22 protein-coding genes and 1 pseudogene are annotated in these 22,150 nt (G+C 66.7%); 14 read left to right on the top strand and 9 right to left on the bottom strand.

All coding sequences use genetic code 11. From position 1 onward, the window contains the following. Positions 1–4: 4 nt before the first annotated feature. A complete protein-coding gene (gene bhcA, locus ABIE57_RS06785) occupies positions 5–1,195 on the bottom strand; it encodes an L-aspartate--glyoxylate aminotransferase BhcA (protein ID WP_354538249.1) in 1,191 nt (396 codons plus the stop codon). 200 nt (positions 1,196–1,395) lie between these two features. Here bhcA and ABIE57_RS06780 point away from each other — a divergent pair, with 200 nt between their 5' ends. Then, positions 1,396–2,217, top strand: coding sequence for an IclR family transcriptional regulator (locus ABIE57_RS06780; protein WP_354538248.1), 822 nt, complete (start codon positions 1,396–1,398; stop codon positions 2,215–2,217). A 79-nt stretch (positions 2,218–2,296) separates the two neighbouring features. Here the strand turns inward: ABIE57_RS06780 and truA are convergent, their stop codons facing one another. Continuing rightward, entirely contained in the window at positions 2,297–3,067 is a 771-nt protein-coding gene (truA, locus tag ABIE57_RS06775) for a tRNA pseudouridine(38-40) synthase TruA (protein WP_354538247.1), read from the bottom strand. Positions 3,068–3,191: 124 nt separating this feature from the next. Between truA and ABIE57_RS06770 the strand changes: the two genes are divergently transcribed. Both ABIE57_RS06770 and ABIE57_RS06765 read left to right on the top strand, forming a co-directional pair. Then, on the top strand, positions 3,192–4,028 hold the full coding sequence (locus ABIE57_RS06770; RefSeq protein WP_354538246.1) for a sulfite exporter TauE/SafE family protein: 837 nt from the start codon (positions 3,192–3,194) through the stop codon (positions 4,026–4,028). After that, positions 4,022–4,795, top strand: a complete 774-nt coding sequence (locus tag ABIE57_RS06765; protein WP_354538245.1) for a hypothetical protein — start codon at positions 4,022–4,024, stop codon at positions 4,793–4,795. Before ABIE57_RS06770 ends, ABIE57_RS06765 begins: the two co-directional genes overlap by 7 nt. A 3-nt stretch (positions 4,796–4,798) precedes the next feature. Here ABIE57_RS06765 and ABIE57_RS06760 read toward each other — a convergent pair whose 3' ends face one another. Genes ABIE57_RS06760 through ccmI form a run of 3 tightly spaced genes read right to left on the bottom strand, consistent with a single transcriptional unit; the run spans position 4,799 to position 6,724 of the window. Then, complete coding sequence (locus tag ABIE57_RS06760) at positions 4,799–5,032, bottom strand: DUF1289 domain-containing protein (protein ID WP_354538244.1); 234 nt, start codon at positions 5,030–5,032, stop codon at positions 4,799–4,801. Continuing rightward, positions 5,022–5,504, bottom strand: coding sequence for a Holliday junction resolvase RuvX (ruvX, locus tag ABIE57_RS06755; RefSeq protein WP_354538243.1), 483 nt, complete (start codon positions 5,502–5,504; stop codon positions 5,022–5,024). Before ruvX ends, ABIE57_RS06760 begins: the two co-directional genes overlap by 11 nt. After that, entirely contained in the window at positions 5,501–6,724 is a 1,224-nt protein-coding gene (ccmI, locus tag ABIE57_RS06750; protein WP_354538242.1) for a c-type cytochrome biogenesis protein CcmI, read from the bottom strand. Before ccmI ends, ruvX begins: the two co-directional genes overlap by 4 nt. Positions 6,725–6,921: 197 nt before the next feature. Here ccmI and ABIE57_RS06745 point away from each other — a divergent pair, with 197 nt between their 5' ends. From ABIE57_RS06745 to rarD, 6 genes are all read left to right on the top strand, one after another. Next, positions 6,922–8,166 carry a sarcosine oxidase subunit beta family protein gene (locus tag ABIE57_RS06745; protein ID WP_354538241.1) on the top strand — a complete coding sequence of 415 codons (1,245 nt, stop codon included), beginning with the start codon at positions 6,922–6,924 and terminating at the stop codon, positions 8,164–8,166. Between the two features lie 13 nt (positions 8,167–8,179). Beyond that, a complete protein-coding gene (locus ABIE57_RS06740; protein WP_354538240.1) occupies positions 8,180–8,509 on the top strand; it encodes a sarcosine oxidase subunit delta in 330 nt (109 codons plus the stop codon). A gap of 62 nt (positions 8,510–8,571) precedes the next feature. Next, on the top strand, positions 8,572–11,580 hold the full coding sequence (locus tag ABIE57_RS06735) for a sarcosine oxidase subunit alpha family protein (protein WP_354538239.1): 3,009 nt from the start codon (positions 8,572–8,574) through the stop codon (positions 11,578–11,580). Beyond that, entirely contained in the window at positions 11,573–12,142 is a 570-nt protein-coding gene (locus ABIE57_RS06730; protein ID WP_354538238.1) for a sarcosine oxidase subunit gamma, read from the top strand. The genes ABIE57_RS06735 and ABIE57_RS06730 overlap by 8 nt, the downstream gene beginning before the upstream one ends. 101 nt (positions 12,143–12,243) lie before the next feature. Further along, positions 12,244–12,843, top strand: coding sequence for a superoxide dismutase (locus ABIE57_RS06725; protein WP_354538237.1), 600 nt, complete (start codon positions 12,244–12,246; stop codon positions 12,841–12,843). A 102-nt stretch (positions 12,844–12,945) separates the two neighbouring features. Continuing rightward, positions 12,946–13,842: an EamA family transporter RarD gene (rarD, locus tag ABIE57_RS06720; RefSeq protein WP_354538236.1), complete on the top strand. Its 897-nt coding sequence runs from the start codon at positions 12,946–12,948 to the stop codon at positions 13,840–13,842. Here rarD and ABIE57_RS06715 read toward each other — a convergent pair. Then, complete coding sequence (locus ABIE57_RS06715; RefSeq protein WP_354538235.1) at positions 13,803–14,354, bottom strand: LOG family protein; 552 nt, start codon at positions 14,352–14,354, stop codon at positions 13,803–13,805. The two genes, rarD and ABIE57_RS06715, sit on opposite strands and share 40 nt — an antisense overlap. A gap of 101 nt (positions 14,355–14,455) precedes the next feature. Here ABIE57_RS06715 and ABIE57_RS06710 point away from each other — a divergent pair, with 101 nt between their 5' ends. From ABIE57_RS06710 to ABIE57_RS06700, 3 genes are all read left to right on the top strand, one after another. Beyond that, positions 14,456–15,718 carry a LysM peptidoglycan-binding domain-containing protein gene (locus ABIE57_RS06710; RefSeq protein ID WP_354538234.1) on the top strand — a complete coding sequence of 421 codons (1,263 nt, stop codon included), beginning with the start codon at positions 14,456–14,458 and terminating at the stop codon, positions 15,716–15,718. A gap of 66 nt (positions 15,719–15,784) precedes the next feature. After that, positions 15,785–17,605 (top strand): ABCB family ABC transporter ATP-binding protein/permease, encoded by a 1,821-nt coding sequence (locus tag ABIE57_RS06705; protein ID WP_354538233.1) that lies wholly within the window; start codon positions 15,785–15,787, stop codon positions 17,603–17,605. Between the two features lie 140 nt (positions 17,606–17,745). Next, complete coding sequence (locus ABIE57_RS06700) at positions 17,746–18,330, top strand: HNH endonuclease (RefSeq protein WP_354538232.1); 585 nt, start codon at positions 17,746–17,748, stop codon at positions 18,328–18,330. 216 nt (positions 18,331–18,546) lie between these two features. Here ABIE57_RS06700 and ABIE57_RS06695 read toward each other — a convergent pair. Next, positions 18,547–18,675 (bottom strand): annotated as a pseudogene (locus ABIE57_RS06695) (IS110 family transposase); the annotation flags it as partial. A gap of 104 nt (positions 18,676–18,779) precedes the next feature. Then, positions 18,780–19,598 (bottom strand): quinoprotein dehydrogenase-associated SoxYZ-like carrier, encoded by an 819-nt coding sequence (locus ABIE57_RS06690; protein ID WP_354538231.1) that lies wholly within the window; start codon positions 19,596–19,598, stop codon positions 18,780–18,782. 130 nt (positions 19,599–19,728) lie between these two features. Between ABIE57_RS06690 and ABIE57_RS06685 the strand changes: the two genes are divergently transcribed. Next, the gene (locus tag ABIE57_RS06685; protein WP_354538230.1) at positions 19,729–20,754 is read left to right on the top strand and encodes a quinoprotein relay system zinc metallohydrolase 2; all 1,026 of its coding nucleotides are present in this window, start codon (positions 19,729–19,731) and stop codon (positions 20,752–20,754) included. A 4-nt stretch (positions 20,755–20,758) separates the two neighbouring features. Here the strand turns inward: ABIE57_RS06685 and ABIE57_RS06680 are convergent, their stop codons facing one another. Continuing rightward, a complete protein-coding gene (locus ABIE57_RS06680; protein WP_354538229.1) occupies positions 20,759–21,412 on the bottom strand; it encodes an SDR family NAD(P)-dependent oxidoreductase in 654 nt (217 codons plus the stop codon). A 109-nt stretch (positions 21,413–21,521) separates the two neighbouring features. On the opposite strand from ABIE57_RS06680, the gene ABIE57_RS06675 reads away from it, so the two are divergent. Beyond that, positions 21,522–22,091, top strand: coding sequence for a biotin transporter BioY (locus ABIE57_RS06675; protein WP_354538228.1), 570 nt, complete (start codon positions 21,522–21,524; stop codon positions 22,089–22,091). Positions 22,092–22,150 lie beyond the last annotated feature (59 nt).

Raw genomic sequence — 22,150 nt, 5'->3', positions numbered from 1 at the left:
CCCCTCATGCGGCCTTGGTCAGCGCGGGTTTCGCGGTGGCGCGGAAATGCTCCTGCGCCGCCGTCACACCGCTGCCCAGGCGGATCGGATACCCGAGATCGGCCATGGCCATCTCGATCGTGGCCAGCCCCGACAGGACCATGGAATCGGTCAGGCTGCCCAGGTGGCCGATGCGGAAGGCCCGACCGTTCATCTCGCCCAGACCCACGCCAAAGCTCATCCCGTAAGTGGCGAAAGCGTGGTTGACTAGCGCGTTGCTGTCAAACCCTTCCGGCACGAATATCGCGCTTACCGTGTCCGAGTAAAGATCGGGCGATTGCGCGACAAGGCGCAGCCCCCAGGCATCAACGGCACGCCGCACCCCCTCGGCCAGTCGTGTGTGGCGGGCATAGACCTTGTCCAGCCCTTCCTCGAACAGCATCTCGAGGCTCTCGGCCATGCCGAAAATGAGTTGCAGTGGCGGCGTGTAGGGAAATCCGCCCTTGGCGTTGGCGCCCATCATGTCGCGGAAATCAAAGAAGGTGCGGGGCAGGGTGGCCGCGTCCATCGCCGCCAGCGCCTTGGGGCTCACCGCAAGGATCGCCATGCCGGTCGTCAGCATGAAGCCCTTCTGCGAGCCCGCAACGGCGATATCCACGCCCCAGGCATCCATCTCGAACGGCATCGAGGCCAGCGACGAGACGCAATCCACCATCAAAAGCGCCGGATGTCCGGCCGCGTCCATGGCGCGGCGCACGGCGGCGATATCAGAGCGCACGCCGGTCGCGGTCTCGTTATGTGTCACCAGAACGGCCTTGATCGTGTGGCCCGTATCGGCGCGCAGCGCCGTCTCGAACCGGTCGGCGGGCGCACCGCTGCCCCAGGCGCATTCTAGGATCTGCACGTCCAGCCCGTGGCGCTGGCACATGTCGATCCAGCGATGGCTGAACATGCCGTAGCGCGCCACAAGAACGCTGTCCCCGGCCGAGAGCGTGTTGGTGATCGCCGCTTCCCAGCCGCCGGTGCCGGAGGCGGGAAACGTCACGATCTCGCCTGATGTCGTGCCGAAAACCGTCTTGCACCCGTCCAGAACCGGGGCAAGAGCGCCGGCAAAGGCGGGCGAACGGTGATCCATGGTCTGCACCTGCATCGCACGGCGCAGGCGGTCGGGAATATTGGTCGGGCCGGGGATGAACACCGGATTCTGATCTGACATGGCAAAGCCCTCCTCAAGATGCGCCATAATCGCCTGTCATCCAGCGAGATGCAATTTTCTTGAAATATTTTTTCATTTATAGTAAAGTTTTCATAAGACTATGATTTAAAGCTATATTTCGTTTTTCAACTACTGCGGTATGAAAAATATTTGGAAATATTTTTCACTTTGCCTATCCTCTTCTCTGAAAGGAGTGCCCCATGACCCAGACCAAGCGCCCCCGCGGTCGCCCCAAATCGCAATTCACCGAGAGCAGTGCAGGCACCATGCAGGCGCTCGACCGCGCGCTGTCGGTCCTCACCGCCGTCGCGCAGCATGACGGTATCAGCCTGACCGATCTCTCGCGCGTCCTCGACATCCCCACCGCCACCACGCACCGCATCCTGACCACCCTGCAAGCCCGGGCCTTCCTGCGTTTCGACGAGGAGCGTCAGGACTGGTCCATCGGCATCGAGGCCTATCGCACGGGTGTTGCCTATCTCAAGCGTGCGGGGCTTGCCGATATGGGCCGCCCGGTCATGCGCGCGCTGATGGAAGAAACCGGCGAGACCGCCAATCTTGCCGTGCCCGACGGGGCCGAGGTGGTCTTTATCGGTCAGATCGAGACCGCGAACCCGATTCGCGCCTTCTTTCCCCCCGGCTCGCGCACGCCGATGCACGCCTCGGGCACCGGCAAGGCGATCCTTGCCGCCCTGCCGGAGGCGCGCCGCGCGCGGCTTTTGCCCGCGACAGGGCTTCCGGGCTTTACCGCGCGCACCCATGTCAGCCTTGCCAGCCTCGCGGCCGATCTCGATACGATTCGCGCGCGCGGCTGGTCCTTTGACCGTGACGAGCGGTATGAGGGCATGTCCTGCATCGGCGCGGCCATCTTCAACGACCGGGGAGAACCCTGCGCGGGCATCTCGATTTCGGGCCCGTCCTCGCGCTTTGCCGAGGATCGCCTGACCGGGTTCGGCACCGCCGTGGCGGAGGCGGCGCGCCAGATCACCGCGCGGATCGCCGGACAGACGATCCTCGGATGACGGCATCCGCGTTGCGCCATTTCGAGCCCGTGCGCCCCCCGGCTGGTCGCGGACCCCTCGCAGGGCCGCAGCGGCCGCCCTACGCGTCGAACGGATCGACCGGATAGCGCACCCCGGCCAGATAGAGCCCGTGCGGGGGGGCCACGGGGCCGCAGGCGGCGCGGTTGCGCGCCTCCAGTGCCGCGCGCACATCGTCCGGCGGCCAGGCCCCGCTTCCCACGCGTTCGAGCGTGCCCACAAAGCTGCGCACCTGATTGTGCAGGAACGAGCGCGCGGCGAAATGCAGGTGTATTTCCGGGCCGGTGGGGGTTTCGACCGCGTCGATGCGCACCTCGTCGAGTGTCTTGACCGGGCTTTGTGCCTGGCAGATCGACGACCGGAAGGTGGTGAAATCGTGATGTCCGACCAGATGCGCGGCACCCGCGCGCATGGCGTGGATGTCAAGCGGGTGACGCAGGTGCCAGACGCGGCCCGCCGCGATGGCAGGCGGCGCACGGCGGCTGAGGATACGAAAGACATAGCGCCGTCCCGTCGCCGAAAACCGCGCGTGCCAATCGTCGGCTGTGCGCGCGCAGGCGGTAATGGCGACGGGCAGCGGTTTGAGGTGATGGTTGAGCGCCTCGGACAGGCGGAACGGATCCCAGTCGCGCGCCAGATCGCATTGCGCCACCTGCGCCATCGCATGCACGCCCGCATCGGTGCGTCCGGCAGCGGCGATGGTATGCGCGCCCGGCTCCAGCCTTGCCAGCGCGGCCTCGATGGCACCCTGCACCGAAGCGTGCTCGGCCTGCCGCTGCCAGCCGGCAAACGGCGCGCCGTCATATTCGACCCTGAGGGCGTAACGGGGCATCGGGCCTCCTTTCTCGGGGCCGATCTTGTGCGCGCTCGGGCGCGGCGGGGCAAGTCCAATCCGTGCCTTTCGCCCGGCCCGAACGCGGTATAAGTCTGGCACGGACCAGACCGGAGACGCGCCCATGCCGATCATCCTGCCCGAGACCGGGCTGATTTTGCAGATGCTCGGACTGCTGATGGCGATCGGCGCGGTTGCGGGGGTTCTGGCGGGGCTCTGGGGCGTGGGTGGCGGTATCGTGCTTGTGCCCGCGTTCTTCTACGCCTTCCGGACGCTCGGCTATGACAGCCCGCAGCTCATGCAGATCTGCCTCGCCACCTCGCTGGCGACCATCGCTGTCACCTCGGTGCGTTCGGTGCTCGGCCACCACCGCAAGGGAGCGGTCGATTGGGCGATCCTGAAAAGCTGGGGACCGTGGATCGCGGCGGGGGCGCTTTTGGGGGTGGTGGTTGCGGCGGGGCTGCGGTCGGTCACGCTTCAGGCAATCTTTGGCGTGGTCGGCGTGGTCATCGGCCTGCAACTGGGGCTGGGCCGCCCCGACTGGCGGCTGGGTGACACCATGCCTGGCGGCCTGAGGCGGCTGGTGGTGGCGCCGGTGCTTGGCTTTCTGTCGGTGCTGATGGGCATTGGCGGCGGCGGGTTCGGGGTTACGGTGATGAGCCTTTACGGCGTGCCGATCCACCGGGCGGTCGCCACGGCGGGGGGCTTCGGGCTCAGCATCGCCGCGCCGTCGGTGCTGGGCTTTCTCTTCGTCGCGGTCGCCCCCGAGGGCCGCCCGCCCCTGAGCGTGGGTGCGGTCAATCTGGTGGCCTTCGCCGTGGTGGTGGCGATGACGATGATCACCGCGCCCTGGGGGGTGCGGCTTGCCCATGCGATGGACCCCAAACCGCTCAAGCGGATCTTCGCGGGTTTCATCATTCTCGTGGCCCTCAACATGCTGCGCAAGGCGTCGGGATGGTAGAGGGGCTGCTTGACCGGGGCTGGGCGGTGTTTGCGCCCGAACCGGCGCTGAGCGCGTGGGCGCATGCGGCGCGGGCTTTGGTGCTGCCGGTCATCGCGGGGGCCGCGCGGGAATGCGAGGGGACATGGGTGGTCGGCGTTGATGCTCTGCCCAACGATGCCGGGGGCGGGGTGGGGGGCGTCCCGCTTGCCTGCCAGGCGCGGCAGGTGGCCGAGGCGCTCTGGGGCGCGCTGTCGCTGCACCGCGCACAGGTCTCGGTGATCTGGCCGGGCTATCCGCGCCCGCGTGCGGGCGAGGGGGCGGCGGCGTTTCAGTACCGTTTGAGGCGCGACGCGGCCCATGTGGACGGGCTTTTGCCGGTGGGATCCGGGCGACGGCGCAAGCTGCGCGAACGCCACGCCTGGATCCTTGGTCTGCCGCTCACCGAGGCGGATGAGGGGGCAAGCCCGCTTGTGGTCTGGGAGGGCAGCCACCACGTCATGCGCCGCGCCTTCGGGACGGCGCTGGCGGGGTGTCCTCCGCGCGACTGGGGCGAGGTGGACCTGACCGAGACCTATCACGCCGCCCGGCGCGCGGTGTTCGCGACCTGCCCGCGCGTGGCCGTCCATGCCCGTCCCGGTGCGGCCTATCTTCTGCACCGCATGACGCTGCACGGCGTGGCCCCGTGGCAAGAGGGGGCAACGGCCCCGCCCGAGGGGCGCATGGTGGCCTATTTCCGGCCCGAACTTCCCGACACTGCCAGCGCCCTGTGGCTCAACCTGCCCTGAGGATCAGCCCCGCGCCAGACGCGCCGCGCGCCCGCCCCGGCGCTTTTTCAACAGGTCGGCGCGGTCGGGCAGGGCGGCCATGATGGCACGGCGCTCATCGGCACTCAGCTTTGACCAGCGGCTGATCTCGTCGATGGAGCGCAGGCAGCCGGTGCAGATGCGCGCCTCCGGATGGACCACGCAGATGCGCACGCAGGGGCTTTCGACCTCGTCGCGTTGCCAGACATCATCCGCCATGCTCTGCCCTCATATGGCGCATCCGGTCGAGCGCCCCTTGCAGGATATAGCTTGCGGCCACCGCGTCGATCACCTCTGCGCGACGTTTCCGCGACGTATCCGCCTCCAGGAGCGCGCGTTCGGCCGCCACGGTGGACAAACGCTCGTCCCAGAAGCCGATCGGCAACGCGGTGAGCGCGGCCAGATTGCGGGCAAAGGCACGGGTGGATTGCGCGCGCGGCCCCTCGGAGCCGTCCATGTTGCGCGGCAGGCCGAGCAGTATGCCCCCCGCCTCGCGCTTGGCGGCAATCTCCAGCAGGCGCGCGGCGTCAAGGGTGAATTTCTGCCGTTTCACCGTCTCGACGGCGGTCGCGCTCGACAAGAGCCGGTCGGAAAGCGCAACCCCGATGGTCTTGGTCCCGAGGTCGAGCCCCATGACGCCCCGTGCGGAGGGCAGCGCGGCGGCAAATCCGGCGATGTCCTCGTGGATCATTCGGCCACGCCCGCGCTCCGGGCTGCGGCGCGCAGGGTCGCAAGCGCGCCCGCGTCCTGCGCGAACACGCCTTTTGCCTCATCCCATATGCGCTGCGCGTTTTCCCGCTCGTCCAGCACGCCGTAAGCGTTGATGAGCCGCGCCCAGTCCTCGGCCGGGCCGCCCTCGGTGGCAAGCCGCTCCGACAGGCGCGCGACCATGCCGCGGATCATCTCGTTGCGCGCCTCCGGGTCCATCCCGGCGGCGGCCTGCATGTCAGCGGCAGAGGGGCCAGGACCCAGAGGGGGCAGGCTGTAGCGCTCACCCGCGCGCATGGCGATTTCCTCGATGTCGGCGCGGATCACCGGCACCCAGGGGGCCTGATCGGTGCTTTCCTCCAGCAGGTCGCGCCAGAGGCGAAAGGCCCGGTCGGGCCGGTCCACCTGAAGGAAATAGAGCCCCAGATAAAACCGCGCGGTCGGCGCGCGCGGATCGCGCTCGAGCGTTGCGCGCAACGCGGCCTCGGCATCGCTTGACACGTAACCGCCCGCAGCCTCGATCATCAGCTCGGCCAGCGTGGCGTGATCTGTCGCCGTTGCCGCCGCGCCGCGCAGACCGACAAGCTGCTCCTGTGCGGCACGCGCGGCGACCATATTGCCAAGAGCGGCCTCGCTGCGCACCAGAAATTGCAAGCCCTGCTCATCCTCGGGCCGCGTCGCCACCACCGCGCGCAATTGCTCGACCAGGGCCAGATGCTCCTCGCTTACCCCCTCGGGCGGGGTGCTCTCGGGGCCGAACCGCGCCTCGGCCTCGGCCTGCGAGAGGCGTTCGGCGCGCGCGGCGTCGGAGGCGGCGATGCGCTGCGCCATCGGCAGATCGGGATATCCCGGCGCGCCCACCTGCCCATAGATCCAGACCCCGCCACCGGCGAGCACGATGACGCTCACCGCCGCCATGCCAAGACCCATGATGCGCGGCTGCCCGCCCGTCTGGCCGCCCGCGCGCAGTTGCGCATCCGCGGCCAGGATACGACGCGAGATTTCGGCGCGCAGCCGTTCGGCCTCGTCCTCGGCGATCACCCCGCGCTTGAGGTCGCGCTCGATCTCGCCAAGCTGGTCACGGTAGACGCGCAGATCGTAGGCGGCGGGGGACTCGCCCCCGGAATGGCCGCGCAGAAGCGCCAGCGCCATAAGCATCCCCGTGCCGAGCGCCAGCGCCCCGGCGATGATCCAGAAAGTCATGAGCCCATCCTTTTGCACCCCATCTAAAGCGCGCGCGCGCCGGAAAAAAGGGGCAAGCGACCGACTACCCGCGCCGCGATGTCGCAATGTCGCAATTTGCTGGCGAAGCGCCGCCCTCAGTCACCTGTTCAACGCGCCCCCGTCGCATTACCATCCGGACCGAGACCGGACCCCGAATCCACGAGAAAGACCCGCGCATGAAACGCTATTCCGTCTTTGCCATCGCCCGCGAGGCCCTGCGCGACCACATGGGATGGGAGCGGGCCTGGGCCTCGCCCGAGCCGAAAAAGACATACGACGTGATCATCGTGGGCGCGGGCGGGCATGGTCTGGCCACCGCCTATTACCTCGGCAAGAATTTCGGCATCACCAATGTCGCGGTGCTGGAAAAGGGCTGGCTGGGCGGCGGCAACACGGGCCGTAACACCACCATCATCCGCTCGAATTACCTCCAGGACCCCTCGGCGGCGATCTACGAGAAATCGCGCTCGCTTTACGAGACGCTGTCACAGGACCTCAACTACAACATCATGTTCAGCCCCCGTGGCGTGATCATGCTGGCGCAGACCGAACACGAGGTGCGGGGCTACAAGCGCACGGCGCACGCGAACGCGCTGCAGGGCGTCACCACCGAATTCATCCCGCCCGCCCGCGTCAAGGAAATCGTGCCGATCATCAATCTCGACGGGCCGCGCTATCCCGTCCTGGGCGGGCTCTGGCAGGCGCGCGGCGGCACGGCGAGGCATGATGCGGTGGCCTGGGGCTATGCGCGGGCCTGCTCGGCCATGGGGATGCACATCCTCCAGAAATGCGAGGTCACGGGGATCAGCCGCGAGAATGGCCGCGTCACCGGCGTGACCACAAATCGCGGCGATATCGGCTGCAAGAAGCTGGGGATCGTCGTCGCCGGTCACTCCGGCCACCTGGCCGACATGGCGGGCTTTCGCCTGCCGATTGAATCCGTCGCGCTTCAGGCGCTGGTGTCGGAACCGATCAAGCCCTGCATGGATTGCGTCGTCATGGCCAACACCGTGCACGGCTACATGTCGCAATCCGACAAGGGCGAGATGGTGATCGGCGGCGGCACCGACGGCTATAACAACTACACGCAGCGCGGCTCGTTCCACCATATCGAGGAAACGGTGCGCGCCCTGATCGAGACCTTCCCGATGGTCGCGCGGCTGAAAATGCTGCGCCAATGGGGCGGCATCGTGGACGTGACCGGCGACCGCTCGCCGATCCTCAGCAAAACGCCGGTGGATGGCATCTTCATCAACTGCGGCTGGGGCACGGGCGGCTTCAAGGCCATCCCCGGCTCCGGCTGGGGCTTTGCCGAACTGATGGCCAAGGGCCACTCGCCGCTCTGCGATGAGTTCGGCCTCGACCGGTTCTATCAGGGCCGGTTCATTGATGAATCCGTCGCCGCTGGCGTCGCCCACTAAGGAGGGACAAGACATGCTGATCCTCACCTGCCCCTGCTGCGGCACCACCGGCGAAGAGACCGAATTCCACCAGGGCGGCGAGGCGCATCTCAAGCGCCATGGCCCCGGCTCAACGGATGACGACTTCCACACCTACATGTTCGCCAAGGAAAACCCCAAGGGCGCGCATTTCGAGCGCTGGCGGCACAACAATGGCTGCGGCAAGTGGTTCATCATGGCCCGCGATACCGTGACGCTCGAGGTCTACGGCACATACCCGGCCCAGACCCATGAGCCGCCCCAGCATATCCGCGAGGCCATCACCGCCAAGCGCCCCGGCTGGACATGGCGCGACTTCGCATGAGCCTTCACTGTTCCGAAAATACTCAATCGACGACGCCCGCCACGGGCAAGAGGGGCTGAGACATGAGCACCAGACTGGCCACCGGCGGCCGCCTTCTCGACCGCAGCCGCCGCTGCGAATTTAGCTTCAACGGCAAGCGGATGCAGGGCCACGCGGGCGACACGCTCGCCTCGGCGCTTCTGGCCAACGGTCAGATGCTGGTGGGCCGCTCGTTCAAGTATCACCGCCCGCGCGGCATTGTGGCCTCCGGCGCGGAGGAACCCAATGCGCTGGTGGGGCTGGGCGAGGGGGCGCGCTTCGAGCCCAACCAGCGCGCCACCACGACCGAGCTTTTCGACGGGCTGACCTGCGTGAGCCAGAACCACTGGCCGAGCCTCGAGACCGATATCGGCGCGGTCAACACCCATCTCGCGCGGTTCCTGCCTGCGGGCTTTTACTACAAGATGTTCATCCATCCCCGCCCGTTCTGGAAACATGTCTACGAGCCGTTCATCCGCCAGTCGGCGGGCCTTGGCCGCGCGTCCAATCCCGGCGACCCGGACCGGTATGAGCATTTCCATTTCTTCTGCGACGTGGCGGTGATCGGCGGCGGTGTGGCGGGCCTGCAAGCGGCGCTGACGGCGGCAGAGGCGGGTGCCAAGGTGCTCCTGATGGAGCAGACCGCCCATTGGGGCGGGCGCGCGCCGGTGGATGGGGGAGACATCGACGGCCAACCGGCCGCGGACTGGATCGCCGCAACCCTTGCAAAATTGCAAGATATGCCCCACGTCACCCTGCGCAAGCGCTGCATGGGCGCAGGGGTCTACGATCACGGCTATCTCTTGGGCTATGAGCGTGTGGCCGATCACACCCCCGGCACGAACGCGCCCCGCCACCGCCTGTGGCGCATCCGCGCGGGCCAGATCGTGACGGCCACCGGGGCCATCGAGCGCCCGCTGAGCTTTGCCGGCAACGACATTCCCGGCGTGATGCTCGCAGGGGCGGTGCGCGATTACGCGGTGGATTACGGCGTCTCCATCGGCGACCGCACCGTGGTTGTGACCAACAATGACGACGCCTACCGCACCGCCATCACGCTGAAAAAACTGGGGCTGGAAATCCCCGTCATCCTCGACGCCCGCCAATCGGGTGGCGGTGCCTTGGCCGATGAGGCGCGCAGCATGGGTATCCGCGTCGAAAACGGCAAGGGCATCGCAAAGGTCAAGGGCGGCAAGCGCGTGACCGGCGTCGCCATCTGCGCGCAGGCGGGCGAGGGTGCCGTGCTGGAAGAGATCGCCTGCGACGCGGTCGCCATGTCGGGCGGCTGGTCGCCGGTGGTGCATCTGTGGTCGCATTGCGGCGGCAAGCTCCTCTGGGACGAGGCGAGCGCCCATTTCCGCCCCGACCCGGCGCACCCGCCGCGGGGTGCCAAGGGCGAGGCATTTGTCATCCCCGCAGGTGCCGCCAATGGCGCGGGCGATCTGGCCAGCGTTGTCGCGGATGCGCATGGCGCGGGGCAAGCCGCCGCAAAGGCCATGGGCCACACCGCCAAGGGCAAGGCGCCTACGGCCAGCACCTCGCCCGAGGCGGCGATGGAGCCCGTCTGGCTCATGCCGCAGGGTGCGGGCATGAAGCTGCGGATGAAGGCCTGGCTCGATTACCAGAACGACGTGAAGGTCTCGGACGTGCAACTGGCCGCGCGCGAGGGCTACGAGAGCGTTGAGCACGCCAAGCGCTACACCACGCTCGGCATGGCCACCGATCAGGGCAAGCTCAGCAATATCAATGGCCTCGCCATCCTGTCGGATGCGGTGGGTCAGCCGATACCGCAGACCGGCATCACCACCTTCCGCCCGCCCTACACGCCGATTTCGCTCTCGGCCATCGCGGGTGGGGCGCGCGGCCCGGTCTTCCAGCCGGTCCGCAAGACGCCGATGCATAGCTGGCACGAGGCGCATGGCGCGCATTTTGAACCTGTCGGCCAATGGCGCCGCCCCTATTGCTTCCCGAAGGGCGAGGAAAGCCACCGCGAGGCCGTGAGCCGCGAAATCACCCAGACACGCGCGCGCCTTGGCCTGCTCGATGCGTCCACCTTGGGCAAGATCATCGTCAAGGGGCCGGATGCGGGCAAATTTCTCGACATGCTCTACACCAACATGATGAGCACGCTGAAACCGGGGCGTTGCCGCTACGGGCTGATGTGCAACGAGAACGGGTTTCTCATGGATGACGGCGTTGTGGCGCGCATCGACGAGGACACGTTCCTCTGCCACACCACCACCGGCGGGGCCGAGGCAATCCATGGGCATATGGAGGATTGGCTGCAATGCGAATGGTGGGACTGGAAGGTCTACACCGCCAATGTCACCGAGCAATATGCGCAAGTGGCCGTCGTCGGCCCCAAGGCGCGGGACACGCTGGCGAAACTCACCAATGCCGACATTGGCAATGACGCGCTGCCCTTCATGGGCTGGGCGGACCTCACGCTGGCGGGCATGTCGGTGCGCGCCTATCGCATCTCCTTCTCGGGCGAGTTGAGCTATGAGCTGGCCGTCCCGGCCAGTCAGGGACGCGCCCTTTGGGATGCGCTGTTAGAGGCCGGGGCCGAGTATGGCGTGACGCCTTATGGCACCGAGGGCCTGCATGTGATGCGCGCCGAGAAGGGGTTCATCATGATCGGCGACGAGACCGACGGCACGGTGATCCCGCAGGATCTCAACATGCAATGGGCCATTTCCAAGAAGAAAGACGACTATCTCGGCAAGCGCGCGCAGGAACGCGCCCATATGGCCGATCCAAACCGCTGGAAACTGGTGGGGCTGGAGACGCTTGACGGCGAGGTGCTGCCGGATGGGGCCTATGCCACCGCGCCGGGCCACAACGCCAACGGTCAGCGCAAGACCCAAGGGCGCGTGACCTCGACCTACCATTCGCCCACGCTGGGGCGTGGCATCGCGATGGGGCTGGTGCTGCACGGGCCTGACCGGATGGGCGAGGTGCTGGACTTTCCCAAACTCGATGGCGGGATCGTCAAGGCGCGGATCGTCGATCCGGTTTTCTATGACAAGGACGGGGAGAAGCAGAATGTCTGAGGCCGTCACCCCCCTGAACGGGGCCCGCTATGAGGGGCTTGCCACCATCGCCGATGCGGGCCTGACCGGCATGATCACCCTGCGTGGTGATCTCGCGTCAGCCGAGGTCAAGGCGGCGGTGAAACAGGCCGTGGGCCTTGGCGTGCCTGAACAGCGTCAGGCCCTGATGGGGCAGGGAACCGCCGCGTTCTGGATGTCGCCGGACGAGCTTTTGCTGATCTGCGCCTATGACGGGGTGGCCGAGACCATCGCCACGCTGGAAGAGGCATTGAAGGGCCAGCATTTCCTTGCTGTCAACGTCTCCGACGCGCGCACCTACCTGCATATTTCGGGCGCGGGTGCGCGCGAAACCCTGGCCAAGCTATGCCCGGTGGATCTTGCGCCGCACGCCTTCACCCCCGGCATGTTTCGCCGCACGCGGATGGCGCAGATCCCGGCCGCCTTCTGGCTGGATGACAGGGGCGTGTTTCACCTGATCTGCTTTCGGCCCGTGGCCGACTATGCCTTTGGCGCGCTTCGGGACGCGGCCCTGCCGGGGGGCGAGGTCGGCGTCTACCGCTGACGAAATCCCGACAGAAAAACTCTGTCGCAGGGTTGACGTTCCGCGCTCCACCGCTCCATGTATGGGCACAGGTTTCAACGCAGACGAACAGGGGGACCCCCATGGCCTTTGAACTTCCCGATCTTCCCTATGCCCATGACGCGCTGGCCGCGCATGGCATGTCGAAAGAGACGCTCGAATATCACCACGACATTCACCACAAGGCCTATGTCGACAACGGCAACAAGCTGATTGCCGGGACCGAGTGGGAGGGCAAACCGGTTGAGGAGATCGTGCGCGGCACCTATCAGGCGAGCGCCGTGGCGCAATCGGGCATCTTCAACAATGCCTCGCAGCACTGGAACCACGCGCAGTTCTGGGAGATGATGGCACCGGGCGGCACGGGTATGCCGGGCGCGCTGGAAAAGGCGATCACCGAGAGCTTTGGCTCGGTCCAGAAGTTCAAGGAAGATTTCGCCGCCGCCGGTGCCGGTCAGTTCGGCTCCGGCTGGGCGTGGCTTGTCAAGGACAGCGACGGCGCACTGAAAGTCACCAAGACAGAGAACGGCGTCAACCCGCTCTGCTTCGGGCAAACAGCGCTTCTGGGCTGCGACGTGTGGGAACATTCCTACTATATCGACTTCCGCAACAAGCGGCCCGCCTATCTCACCAACTTCCTCGACAACCTGGTGAATTGGGAAAACGTCGCCTCGCGGATGTGATCCCGGCCTTGATCCCGGCGCATAGCCGGTTTGCGCGCCCCGCCCGTCACTTTCGGGCGGGGCGTTTTCGTGCGAAGGGAAAGGCCGGGGAGGACAGGCATCATGCGGGAGGCGACGAAAGGCATCATCGCGCTGGTCGGGACCTGCACGGTCTGGGGGCTGTCGGGCATCTATTACAAGCTGCTCGAACATGTGCCCCCCATCGAGATCCTCGCGCATCGCACGCTCTGGTCGCTGATCTTCTTCGCCGCGGCACTGGCGGTGCAGGGGCGGCTTGCGGCGCTCATGGGTGCCATCGGCACGCGGCACGCGCTGATGCTCACGGCGCTGGCGGCGCTGATGATCTCGACCAACTGGTTCGTGTTCATCACCTCGATTCAGGTGGGCCGCGCGATGGAGGCCTCGCTGGGATATTACGTGTTTCCGCTGGTGGCGGTGCTTCTGGGCGCGGTGGTGCTCAAGGAGCGGCTGGGACGCGCGCAGCGGGTGGCGGTGGTGCTGGCGGCTCTGGCGGTGGTGACGCTATCGCTCGGGCTGGGCGTGCCGCCCTGGATCGCGCTGATCCTGTCCATCAGCTTTGGCCTTTACGGTCTTGTTAAAAAGGGGCTTTCGGTCGGACCGGTGGTTTCGGTCACGGCCGAGGTTCTGCTGCTTGCGCCGGTCGCGCTGGTTGTCCTGTGGCTTGCCCATGCGGATGGCGGCGGGGCGTTCGGGACCTCCGTGAGGGACAGCGCGCTCTTGGCGTTTTCCGGCCTTCTGACGGGCGCGCCGCTGATTCTGTTCAGCTATGCCACCAAGCGGATCACGCTGGCCACGGTCGGGCTGGTGCAATACCTCAACCCGACACTTCAATTCCTGGTCGCAACCTTCTGGTTTCTTGAGCCTTTCAGCCCCTGGCACGCGCTTGCCTTCGGCATGATCTGGGTGGCGCTGGCGATCTACACCACGGCAAGCTGGCGTCAGGACAGGGCGGCGCGCAGGGCGGTGTTCAGATCCTGAACCGTGTCGATGGATTGCACGAAGGTCTTGAGAGACTCATCGGCAAATCCCTGCGCGATGACATGGTCGATCAACTGCATGAGGGGTGTCCAGTAACCTTCTGTATTCAATAAAAAGACCGGTTTTTCATGCAGGCCGAGCTGCCGCCATGTCAGCACCTCGAAAAACTCGTCGAGTGATCCCGCGCCGCCCGGCAGCACCACGACGGCGTGGGAATTCATGAACATGACCTTCTTGCGCTCGTGCATGGTCTCGGTCACGACATAGCGGGTCAGGTCGCGCTTGCCCACTTCGCGGCGCACGAGATGCTCGGGGATGACGCCCATCGTCTCGCCGCCCGCCGCCTGCGCCGCGCGCGCCACCACCCCCATCAGCCCGACATCCCCCGCGCCATAAACAAGCTGCCAGCCGTTCTCGGCCAGCATCCGGCCCGTGGCCTCGGCGGCCTCGGCGTAGGCGGGGTGTGCGCCATTGCGTGCGCCGCAAAAGACACAGACGGCATTTTGTGGCATGGGACGGCTCCGGCACAAGAAGGGTTGCTTTGACCCGTGATACCCTTGTTGATATGCTCCTTCAACCGGGCGCGGTGTCCCGGCTGGGGATGACGGAAAAGATGAGCAAATTCGCCGGTTTGGGAGCGGGGCCCGTGCTGGGTATCGCGGGGGCTGTGGTGGCCGGGGCGATTGCGCTCGGGGTCTTTGTGCTTTCACAGCGGGTGCCGGATCCGGTGGCGGACCGGCCCGTTGAAACCGTGACGCTGCCCGCGCCGCAGCCAGCGGCGCCGGTGGTGGCGGATGTTGACGCCGCCCCCCCGGATGTGTCGGGGCCGGAGGCCGGGCACGTGCCCGACCCGGTGGAGGCCCCCGCCGCCCCGATACCTGCGCCGCCCGCTCTCGATACGTTCCGGCTCGAGGCGGATGGGCGGATGCTCGTGGCGGGGCGCGCGGTGCCGGGTGGATCGGTGGCGATCCTTGTGGATGAGGCGCGGCTGGGGCTGACCGAGACGGACGGGGCAGGCAAGTTCGTGGCCTTTCTCGACCTGCCCCCGGCGGATGTGGCGCGCGCGCTGAGCCTGTCGCTGCTCTTGCCCGACGGGCGCGAGGTCCGCTCGCTTGAGGATATCCTGATCGCGCCGACGCCCCGCGCGGTGCCCGGGGACGCTGTCGCGGAACCGCCAACCGAGGAGGCAACCGGGGGGGCCCCGGCCGATGTCGCGGCGACGCCGCCCGGGATATCGGCAACCACCGCCCCCGTCGCCCCGGTCGCGCCGGAACCGCCGGTGGAGAGCGCTTCCATCCCGACCGGGATCACCCAACCCGCATCGCAACCCACCCCGGAGCCGCCCACGGTGCTCTTGTCGGATGAGGCGGGCGTGCGCGTGCTTCAGGTCCCCGCCGGGCCGGGGCCGGAGGTGCAGTCCGTCGCGCTCGATTCGATCAGCTATTCCGAGGCGGGCGAGGTGGAGCTTGCCGGGCGGGCCTCGGCCTCGGAGGGGTTCGTGCGCATCTATGTCGATAACCGTCCCGTCACCACCTCGCGGATCGGCGAGGATGGGAGCTGGCGCAGTGACCTGCCGGATGTGGACAGCGGCATCTATACGCTGCGCGTCGATGAGGTCGGCCCCGATGGGGCCGTCACCTCGCGGGTGGAAACGCCGTTCAAGCGCGAGGAGCCAGCCGCCTTTGTGGCACCGGACACCCCCGCGCCACCACGCATGTCGGTGGTCACGGTGCAGCCCGGCTCTACTCTCTGGGCGATTTCGCGCGAACGGTATGGCGAGGGCATCCTTTACGTGCGCGTGTTCGAGGCCAACCGCGACCGCATCCGCAACCCCGACCTGATTTATCCGGGGCAAGTGTTCGAACTTCCTGAATAGGGCCGCGCTCTGGTCATCGCTCCCGCGCACCGCTATCTGTTGCGCGCGCAAGCGAGAAGGCCAGCGATGCAGACCGACGCCCCCCACCCAAGCGAGACCGCCGCGAGCGGCTGGCGCACCATTGCCCGTGTCGCCCCCTATCTCTGGCCCGAGGGTCAGCCATGGGTGAAGCGGCGCGTGGTGCTGTCGCTCTTGCTGCTGGTGGCGGCCAAGCTTGTCTCGGTCATCACGCCGTTTTTCTACAAGGGTGCGGTCGACGTGCTGGCGGGCGAGGGGCAGGAAGCGGCCTGGATGCTGGGGGCAGGGGCCATCGGCCTGACCGTGGCCTACGGCATGGCGCGGCTGATGAACGTGGGCTTTCAGCAGTTGCGCGACGCGGTTTTCGCCAAGGTGGGCCAACGCGCGCTGCGCCGTCTGGCGCTGCAAACCTTTCGGCATATCCATGCGCTCTCGCTGTCCTATCACCTCACGCGCAAGACCGGGGGCCTGAGCCGGATCATCGAGCGGGGCGTCAAGGGCGTCGATTTCCTGCTGCGCTTCCTGATCTTCTCGATCGGGCCGCTGATCCTCGAATTGCTGATGGTGGGGATCATCCTCTGGGTTCTCTTCGACATCTGGTATCTGGTGGTCGTCGCGGGCGTGATCGCGGCCTATGTGGCCTTTACCTTCAAGGTCACCGAATGGCGCGTGAAGCTGCGCCGCGAGATGAACGATCAGGACACCGACGCCAATCAAAAGGCCATCGACAGCCTGCTGAACTACGAGACCGTCAAGTATTTCGGGGCCGAGGCGCGCGAGGCGGCGCGCTATGACCGCGCGATGGAGGGCTATGAGCGCGCGGCCCTGCTGACCGCCTATTCACTCGCCTTCCTCAATTTCGGCCAGTCCTTCCTCATCACCGGCGGTCTTGTGGCGGTGATGGTCATGGCCGCCATGGGGGTGCAGGCGGGCACGATGACGGTGGGCGATTTCGTCATGGTCAATGCCTATATGATCCAGATCACCATGCCGCTCAACTTCCTCGGCACCGTCTACCGCGAGATCCGGCAGGCGCTGGTGGATATGGGCGAGATGTTCGGCCTGCTCGAGCAACCCCCCGATGTGAGCAACCTCCCCGGCGCCACGCCGCTCAAGGTCGCGGGGGCGCATGTCCGCTTTGACGCGGTGGAATTCGGCTATGATCCGGCGCGGCCCATTCTCAAGGGCGTCACGCTCGATGTGCCTGCCGGACAGTCGGTGGCGGTGGTGGGCTCTTCGGGCGCGGGAAAGTCGACCATCGGGCGGCTTCTCTTCCGGTTTTACGATGTGCAGGGCGGCGCGGTCACCATCGACGGGCAGGATATCCGGCATGTCACGCTTGACAGCCTGCATGCGGCCATCGGCGTCGTCCCGCAGGATACCGTGCTCTTCAACGATACGATCGGCTATAATATCGCCTATGGGCGCGGGGACGTGACCCGCGCCGAGATCGAGGATGCCGCGCGCGCGGCGCAGATCCATGACTTCATCCAGGGCTTGCCCCGGGGCTATGACACGCAGGTGGGCGAGCGCGGGCTCAAGCTATCGGGCGGCGAGAAACAGCGGGTGGGAATTGCGCGCACGCTGCTGAAGAACCCGCCCATCCTGCTTCTGGACGAGGCGACAAGCGCGCTCGATACCGCCACCGAGAGCGACATTCAGGATGCGCTGGCGCGCGCGGCCCAAGGGCGCACCGTGATCATGATCGCGCATCGCCTCTCGACCGTGGCGGGGGCGGATCGCATCGTGGTTCTGGAAGAAGGGCGCGTGGTGGAGGAGGGCAGCCATGCCGACCTGCTGGCGCGTGAGGGCCGCTATGCCGCGCTGTGGCAACGCCAATCGCGCGAGGAGCGGGGCGCGGCCGCCTGAGCCTGTCACATCGGTTTTACGAAAGCGGGCTAGAACGCGGCTAGATGTGCGGCGATATCGGGGGCTTGCCAGCTTGACGCCACGATATATAGTAGCACTTGAGAGGGTGATCGGGGGCCGGGAAAGAGGCGCGTGACGCGATGGACGGAGACTTCAGAACCGAGTTCGTAAGGGACCCCGCCGCGCTGCGGCATTTCCCGGCGCTGGTGCTCAATGCCGATTACCGCCCGCTCTCCTATTATCCGCTCTCGCTCTGGACCTGGCAGGAGGCGATCAAGGCGGTCTGGTCCGACAGGGTCGATATCGTCGCCGAATACGATCACGTGGTCCACAGTCCGAGCACGGCGATACGAATACCCTCGGTGATCGTTCTGCGGGATTATGTAAAACCTCAAAAGCGCGTGGCCTTCACGCGCTTTAATTTATTTCTGCGCGACGAATTTCTTTGCCAGTATTGCGGGGCAAGGGGCGATCTGACCTTTGATCATGTGGTGCCGCGCGCACGCGGCGGGCGCACAAGCTGGGAAAACGTGGTGGCGGCCTGTTCGCCCTGCAACCTGCGCAAGGGTGCGCGCAGCCTGCGGCAGGCCGGCATGAACCTGCGCAAGCCACCCCGCGCGCCGGGGGCCGAGGAATTGCGCAACATGGGACGCAAGTTTCCCCCCAACCACCTGCATGAAAGCTGGCTCGATTTCCTCTACTGGGATGCCGAACTCGAGGCCTGAGCGCTGAAGTTGCCCGGATGTCAGGGAGACCACGATGTCCGCGACAACGGGCCTGTTGGTCGGGAAAGTAACAGATCAAGGGAGCATCGCGCTCGGTCACTGGCGCGACCATGACGCAACAGCAGGTTGGCGGCGTCGAGCGCGGGGGAAACCCTAACGGCCCTTGTCGTCGCCAATCCCTCTCGGCGTTATTCCGTGAAAGCCAATGGAATACTGCGCGATGAACGCCAATAGCTGACCCCGGGACAGCTTCTTGCGAAAAGCGACTGATCCGTTGTGGCGCGCGCCATGAAGCTGGAAGACACGCTTTGCCAGATCAATTCCGATGATGGTAACCTCGGACATGGATGGTCTCTCACTCATGTGATGGTTTCAACACTCATCACATTGGCACATTACGATGCCGTCGGGAGGGGGCATCCACGCCATCAACAGAGCCGCTCTGCCGCCTAACTCCCTACGCCCTTTGGCAGGATCTGCTCGAACCTGTTGCCGTCCGTGTCGGTGGCCAGGACCCGCAAGGCAGGTGTGCCGTTATCGGCATAGGAAAAGCGGAACACCGGGTTTTCCGAGATCGATATGCCGCCATCCATGGTGAAGAGCAGATCCTCGCCCTGCCAGACCTCGAGATGGTCGATGAAATGGGCGGGGATGAAAAGCTGGGTGATCTGGTCGCGTTGCAGGCCCGAGTAATTCGGGTGGCGCACCATGATCTGGGCCTCGCGGCGGGCGGGCGACATCTGCGGCGCGGCGGTCTCGGTCAGGAAGCTGCGCAGCTTCATCTCGCCCATGGTGGCAAGCGCGACCTGCGGATCGCGGCTGGCCGGGGCGGAACAGCCGCCCGACGCCTTGACGAAGCGCCCCGTCATGGCAAGCCCCGCGTCGGTTTCGGCGATCACGCGGATGTTGGAATACTGGTTCACCCGCACCCGCAACTCAAAGTCGATCGGGGCCATGGCCGAACCGAAGCCCAGTTCGGCGGCGACCGGGGCGGGGTTTTCGTCGATCACCACGGTGGCCTTGCGGATCGTGGCGGAGAGGTCGGTCTGGTGCAGCACGATCGGCACCGTGGCGGCGTCATGGGCGCGGTAAGGCGCATCGAGCGTCAGCAGGGCCGCACCATCGGCGATTTCCGCATCGCCCACGATATCCTCGCGCAGCATGTCCCACATCTCGCTGGGTTCCAGCGGGTTCGTCACCTCGCCGGCATATGCGGCGGTCCCGAGCATGAGGGCAAGGGCTGTGGCGCGGATCAGGGCGCGGGGCATGGCTGGCTCCTCTTCATATTCCCGGGGCTGTATATCACGGATCAGGTCTTGCGCGAAGCCCGACCAAAGTTGGCGTGGCACACATCCGCGTGTAGGCTGAGGATCAGGCGCGACAAACCGGAGTGCGGCCATGTTCGAGGCGATCCTTACCCTTTGTCTGGCAGGCGTCGGGGGCGATGCCCCGTGCCGCGAGGTGCTCTTGCCGGGATATGAGGCGGCGACAGAGGCCGCCTGCGTAGCCGCGTTGTCGGCGCGCGCGCCCGACGGGGCAGGGGAGGCGCGCTGCGTGCCCGTGGGGGCCGCGCTCGACGTGGACGAGATCGCGCCGGGGGTCTTCGTGCATCTGGGGCAGGTCGCCGAACCCGATCCCGAGAACCTTGGCGACGCGTCCAATCTGGGCTTCGTGGTTGGCCGCGCGGCGGTGGCCGTGATCGACACCGGTTCGGCGGCGTGGATGGGCGAGGCGCTCTGGCGCGCGATCCGTGCGCGCACCGATCTGCCCGTCACGCATGTGATCCTGACGCATATCCATCCCGACCACGTTTTCGGGGCAGGGCCCTTCGTGGCGGCGGGGGCGCAGGTCTGGGGGCACGCGGATTTCAACCGCGCGCTGGCGGACCGGTCCGGGAACTACCTTGAAAGCCTTGACCGGGAGATCGGGCAGGGCGCGATGATCGGCACGGCGGTGCCCGTGGTGACGGCACCGGTGGCGGGGCGGTCGGACATCGACCTTGGCGCGCGTGTGCTGGTGCTGGAGGCCTGGCCGATGGCGCATACCGGAACGGACCTCACGGTGCATGACGTCGCAACCGACACGCTTTTTGCGGGCGATCTGGTATTCGACACCCATCTGCCCGCGCTCGATGGCAGCCTGCGCGGCTGGCGCGCGGTGCTGGCCGGGTTGCAGGCACGCGCGTTTGACCGCGTGGTGCCGGGGCACGGCGGCCCGACCCTTGACTGGCCCGATGGCGGGGCGGCCACGGCGCGCTATCTGTCGGTGCTGGAGCGCGACACGCGCGCGGCGATTGCCGCAGGCGCGCGGCTGGGCGATGCGGTTCTGGAAATCGCGGCGGGTGAAGCGGCGCAATGGGCGCTGTTCGATGCCTATAATGCGCGCAACGCCACCGTGGCCTTCACCGAACTGGAATGGGAATAGACGGTCAAGAGAGCGCCGCCAGAAGGCGCGCCGCCTCGTCGCGGGGATGGCTGAGGCCGTCACGGTCCTCGCCGGGATGGAACCGCGCGCGCGTGGCCGTGGGCATGGGGGCAGGCGTCAGGATATGCACGCGCGGGCCGGTCTTGACGCTTTCCGCCTGCCAGCTTCGGGCAAGCGCGATCTGCGCCGCCTTGGTCGCCCCGTAGGCCCCGAAGAACCTGGTCCCGCCGCGCGGATCGTCGAAGAACACCGCCTGACCCGCCTCGCCCAGAAGCGGCGCGACGAACGGAATCAGAAGCCCCGTGGCCGATGCATTGACGGCGACCGAGCGCTCCCAGTCCTTCTCGGCCAGATGCATGGCAGGGCTGAGGGGGGCCGCGTGAACCGCTGCGTGAATCCAGAGCGCGATGCCGCCCCAGCGGTCATGGATCGCACGGCAAAGCTGCGCCATGGCCTCGCGGTTGGTGATGTCCATGGGCGCCAGCGTGGCCTGTCCGCCACGCGCCTTGATGCGGTCGTCCAACTCCTCGAGCGCGCCCACGGTGCGGGCGACGGCGACGACGTGATGGGCGGGCGTCAGCGCCTCGGCCATGGCCGCCCCCAGCCCGCGCGAGGCGCCGGTGACGAGGGCAACGGGGAGATCCTGTGTTTCGCTCATAGGCGGCAATTCCCACCTGTCGCGCGCCAGATCAAGGACTATCGCTTGACTTTTTCGCGCCTGCGGCGAAAAAGTCAGCCCGACAACCGGAACAATGGAGGGACGCGACATGCGCGCACAGGTTCTCACTCAGGCCGTCATCGGCCACGATACGACGATCCGCAAGGCGGGTCTGGTGCTTGGCGGGTCGCTCTTCATCGCGCTGGCGGCACAGGTGAGCGTGCCCTTCTTCCCGGTGCCGCTGACACTCTCGACGCTGGCAATCCTGATCGTGGGCCTCACGTTCGGGTCGCGCCTCGGGGCTGCGGCGGTTCTGGCCTATCTTGCCGAGGGGGCGATGGGGCTGCCGGTCTTCGCGGGCGCGCAGAGCACGGCCTCGCTCATCGGGCCGACCGCCGGTTTCCTTTACGGTTTCGTGGCGATGGCCTGGCTCGCCGGTCTGGCGGTCGAGCGCGGGATCGCGCGCGGCGTGGTCTCGACGGCGCTGGTGGGGGTCGCGGTTTCGGCGCTGCTTTATATTCCCGGCCTCGCCTGGCCCGCGCTCGTCATGGGCAAGGCAATGCCCGACCTCTGGGCCTACTGGATGGCGCCGTTCCTTCTGGGGGATGTGGTCAAGGCCGTGATCGCCGCGATGGTGGTCTGGGGCGGCTGGACCGCGCTCAAGTCGCGCAAAGGCTGAAACCCGGCTTGGGAAATGTCAAAGGTCGCGCTCTCGGGCGCGGCCTTTTTCGTTTTGCC

Origin of the sequence: Roseovarius sp. MBR-6 (genome assembly GCF_040547525.1) — a bacterium.
Lineage (GTDB): Bacteria > Pseudomonadota > Alphaproteobacteria > Rhodobacterales > Rhodobacteraceae > Roseovarius.
This window is presented reverse-complemented; position numbering and strand designations above follow the sequence as displayed.

Excerpts from the sequence above, each read along its gene's own strand:
- ABIE57_RS06680 (WP_354538229.1), bottom strand. The coding sequence starts at position 21,412 with ATGAGCGAAACACAGGATCTCCCCGTTGCCCTCGTCACCGGCGCCTCG.
- ABIE57_RS06740 (WP_354538240.1), top strand. The coding sequence starts at position 8,180 with ATGCTGATCCTCACCTGCCCCTGCTGCGGCACCACCGGCGAAGAGACC.
- ABIE57_RS06745 (WP_354538241.1), top strand. The coding sequence starts at position 6,922 with ATGAAACGCTATTCCGTCTTTGCCATCGCCCGCGAGGCCCTGCGCGAC.
- ruvX (WP_354538243.1), bottom strand. The coding sequence starts at position 5,504 with ATGATCCACGAGGACATCGCCGGATTTGCCGCCGCGCTGCCCTCCGCA.
- ABIE57_RS06765 (WP_354538245.1), top strand. The coding sequence starts at position 4,022 with ATGGTAGAGGGGCTGCTTGACCGGGGCTGGGCGGTGTTTGCGCCCGAA.
- ABIE57_RS06780 (WP_354538248.1), top strand. The coding sequence starts at position 1,396 with ATGACCCAGACCAAGCGCCCCCGCGGTCGCCCCAAATCGCAATTCACC.
- ABIE57_RS06715 (WP_354538235.1), bottom strand. The coding sequence starts at position 14,354 with ATGCCACAAAATGCCGTCTGTGTCTTTTGCGGCGCACGCAATGGCGCA.
- bhcA (WP_354538249.1), bottom strand. The coding sequence starts at position 1,195 with ATGTCAGATCAGAATCCGGTGTTCATCCCCGGCCCGACCAATATTCCC.
- ABIE57_RS06690 (WP_354538231.1), bottom strand. The coding sequence starts at position 19,598 with ATGCCCCGCGCCCTGATCCGCGCCACAGCCCTTGCCCTCATGCTCGGG.
- ABIE57_RS06760 (WP_354538244.1), bottom strand. The coding sequence starts at position 5,032 with ATGGCGGATGATGTCTGGCAACGCGACGAGGTCGAAAGCCCCTGCGTG.
- ABIE57_RS06705 (WP_354538233.1), top strand. The coding sequence starts at position 15,785 with ATGCAGACCGACGCCCCCCACCCAAGCGAGACCGCCGCGAGCGGCTGG.
- rarD (WP_354538236.1), top strand. The coding sequence starts at position 12,946 with ATGCGGGAGGCGACGAAAGGCATCATCGCGCTGGTCGGGACCTGCACG.
- ABIE57_RS06710 (WP_354538234.1), top strand. The coding sequence starts at position 14,456 with ATGAGCAAATTCGCCGGTTTGGGAGCGGGGCCCGTGCTGGGTATCGCG.
- ccmI (WP_354538242.1), bottom strand. The coding sequence starts at position 6,724 with ATGACTTTCTGGATCATCGCCGGGGCGCTGGCGCTCGGCACGGGGATG.
- ABIE57_RS06700 (WP_354538232.1), top strand. The coding sequence starts at position 17,746 with ATGGACGGAGACTTCAGAACCGAGTTCGTAAGGGACCCCGCCGCGCTG.
- ABIE57_RS06735 (WP_354538239.1), top strand. The coding sequence starts at position 8,572 with ATGAGCACCAGACTGGCCACCGGCGGCCGCCTTCTCGACCGCAGCCGC.
- ABIE57_RS06725 (WP_354538237.1), top strand. The coding sequence starts at position 12,244 with ATGGCCTTTGAACTTCCCGATCTTCCCTATGCCCATGACGCGCTGGCC.
- ABIE57_RS06685 (WP_354538230.1), top strand. The coding sequence starts at position 19,729 with ATGTTCGAGGCGATCCTTACCCTTTGTCTGGCAGGCGTCGGGGGCGAT.
- ABIE57_RS06675 (WP_354538228.1), top strand. The coding sequence starts at position 21,522 with ATGCGCGCACAGGTTCTCACTCAGGCCGTCATCGGCCACGATACGACG.
- truA (WP_354538247.1), bottom strand. The coding sequence starts at position 3,067 with ATGCCCCGTTACGCCCTCAGGGTCGAATATGACGGCGCGCCGTTTGCC.
- ABIE57_RS06770 (WP_354538246.1), top strand. The coding sequence starts at position 3,192 with ATGCCGATCATCCTGCCCGAGACCGGGCTGATTTTGCAGATGCTCGGA.
- ABIE57_RS06730 (WP_354538238.1), top strand. The coding sequence starts at position 11,573 with ATGTCTGAGGCCGTCACCCCCCTGAACGGGGCCCGCTATGAGGGGCTT.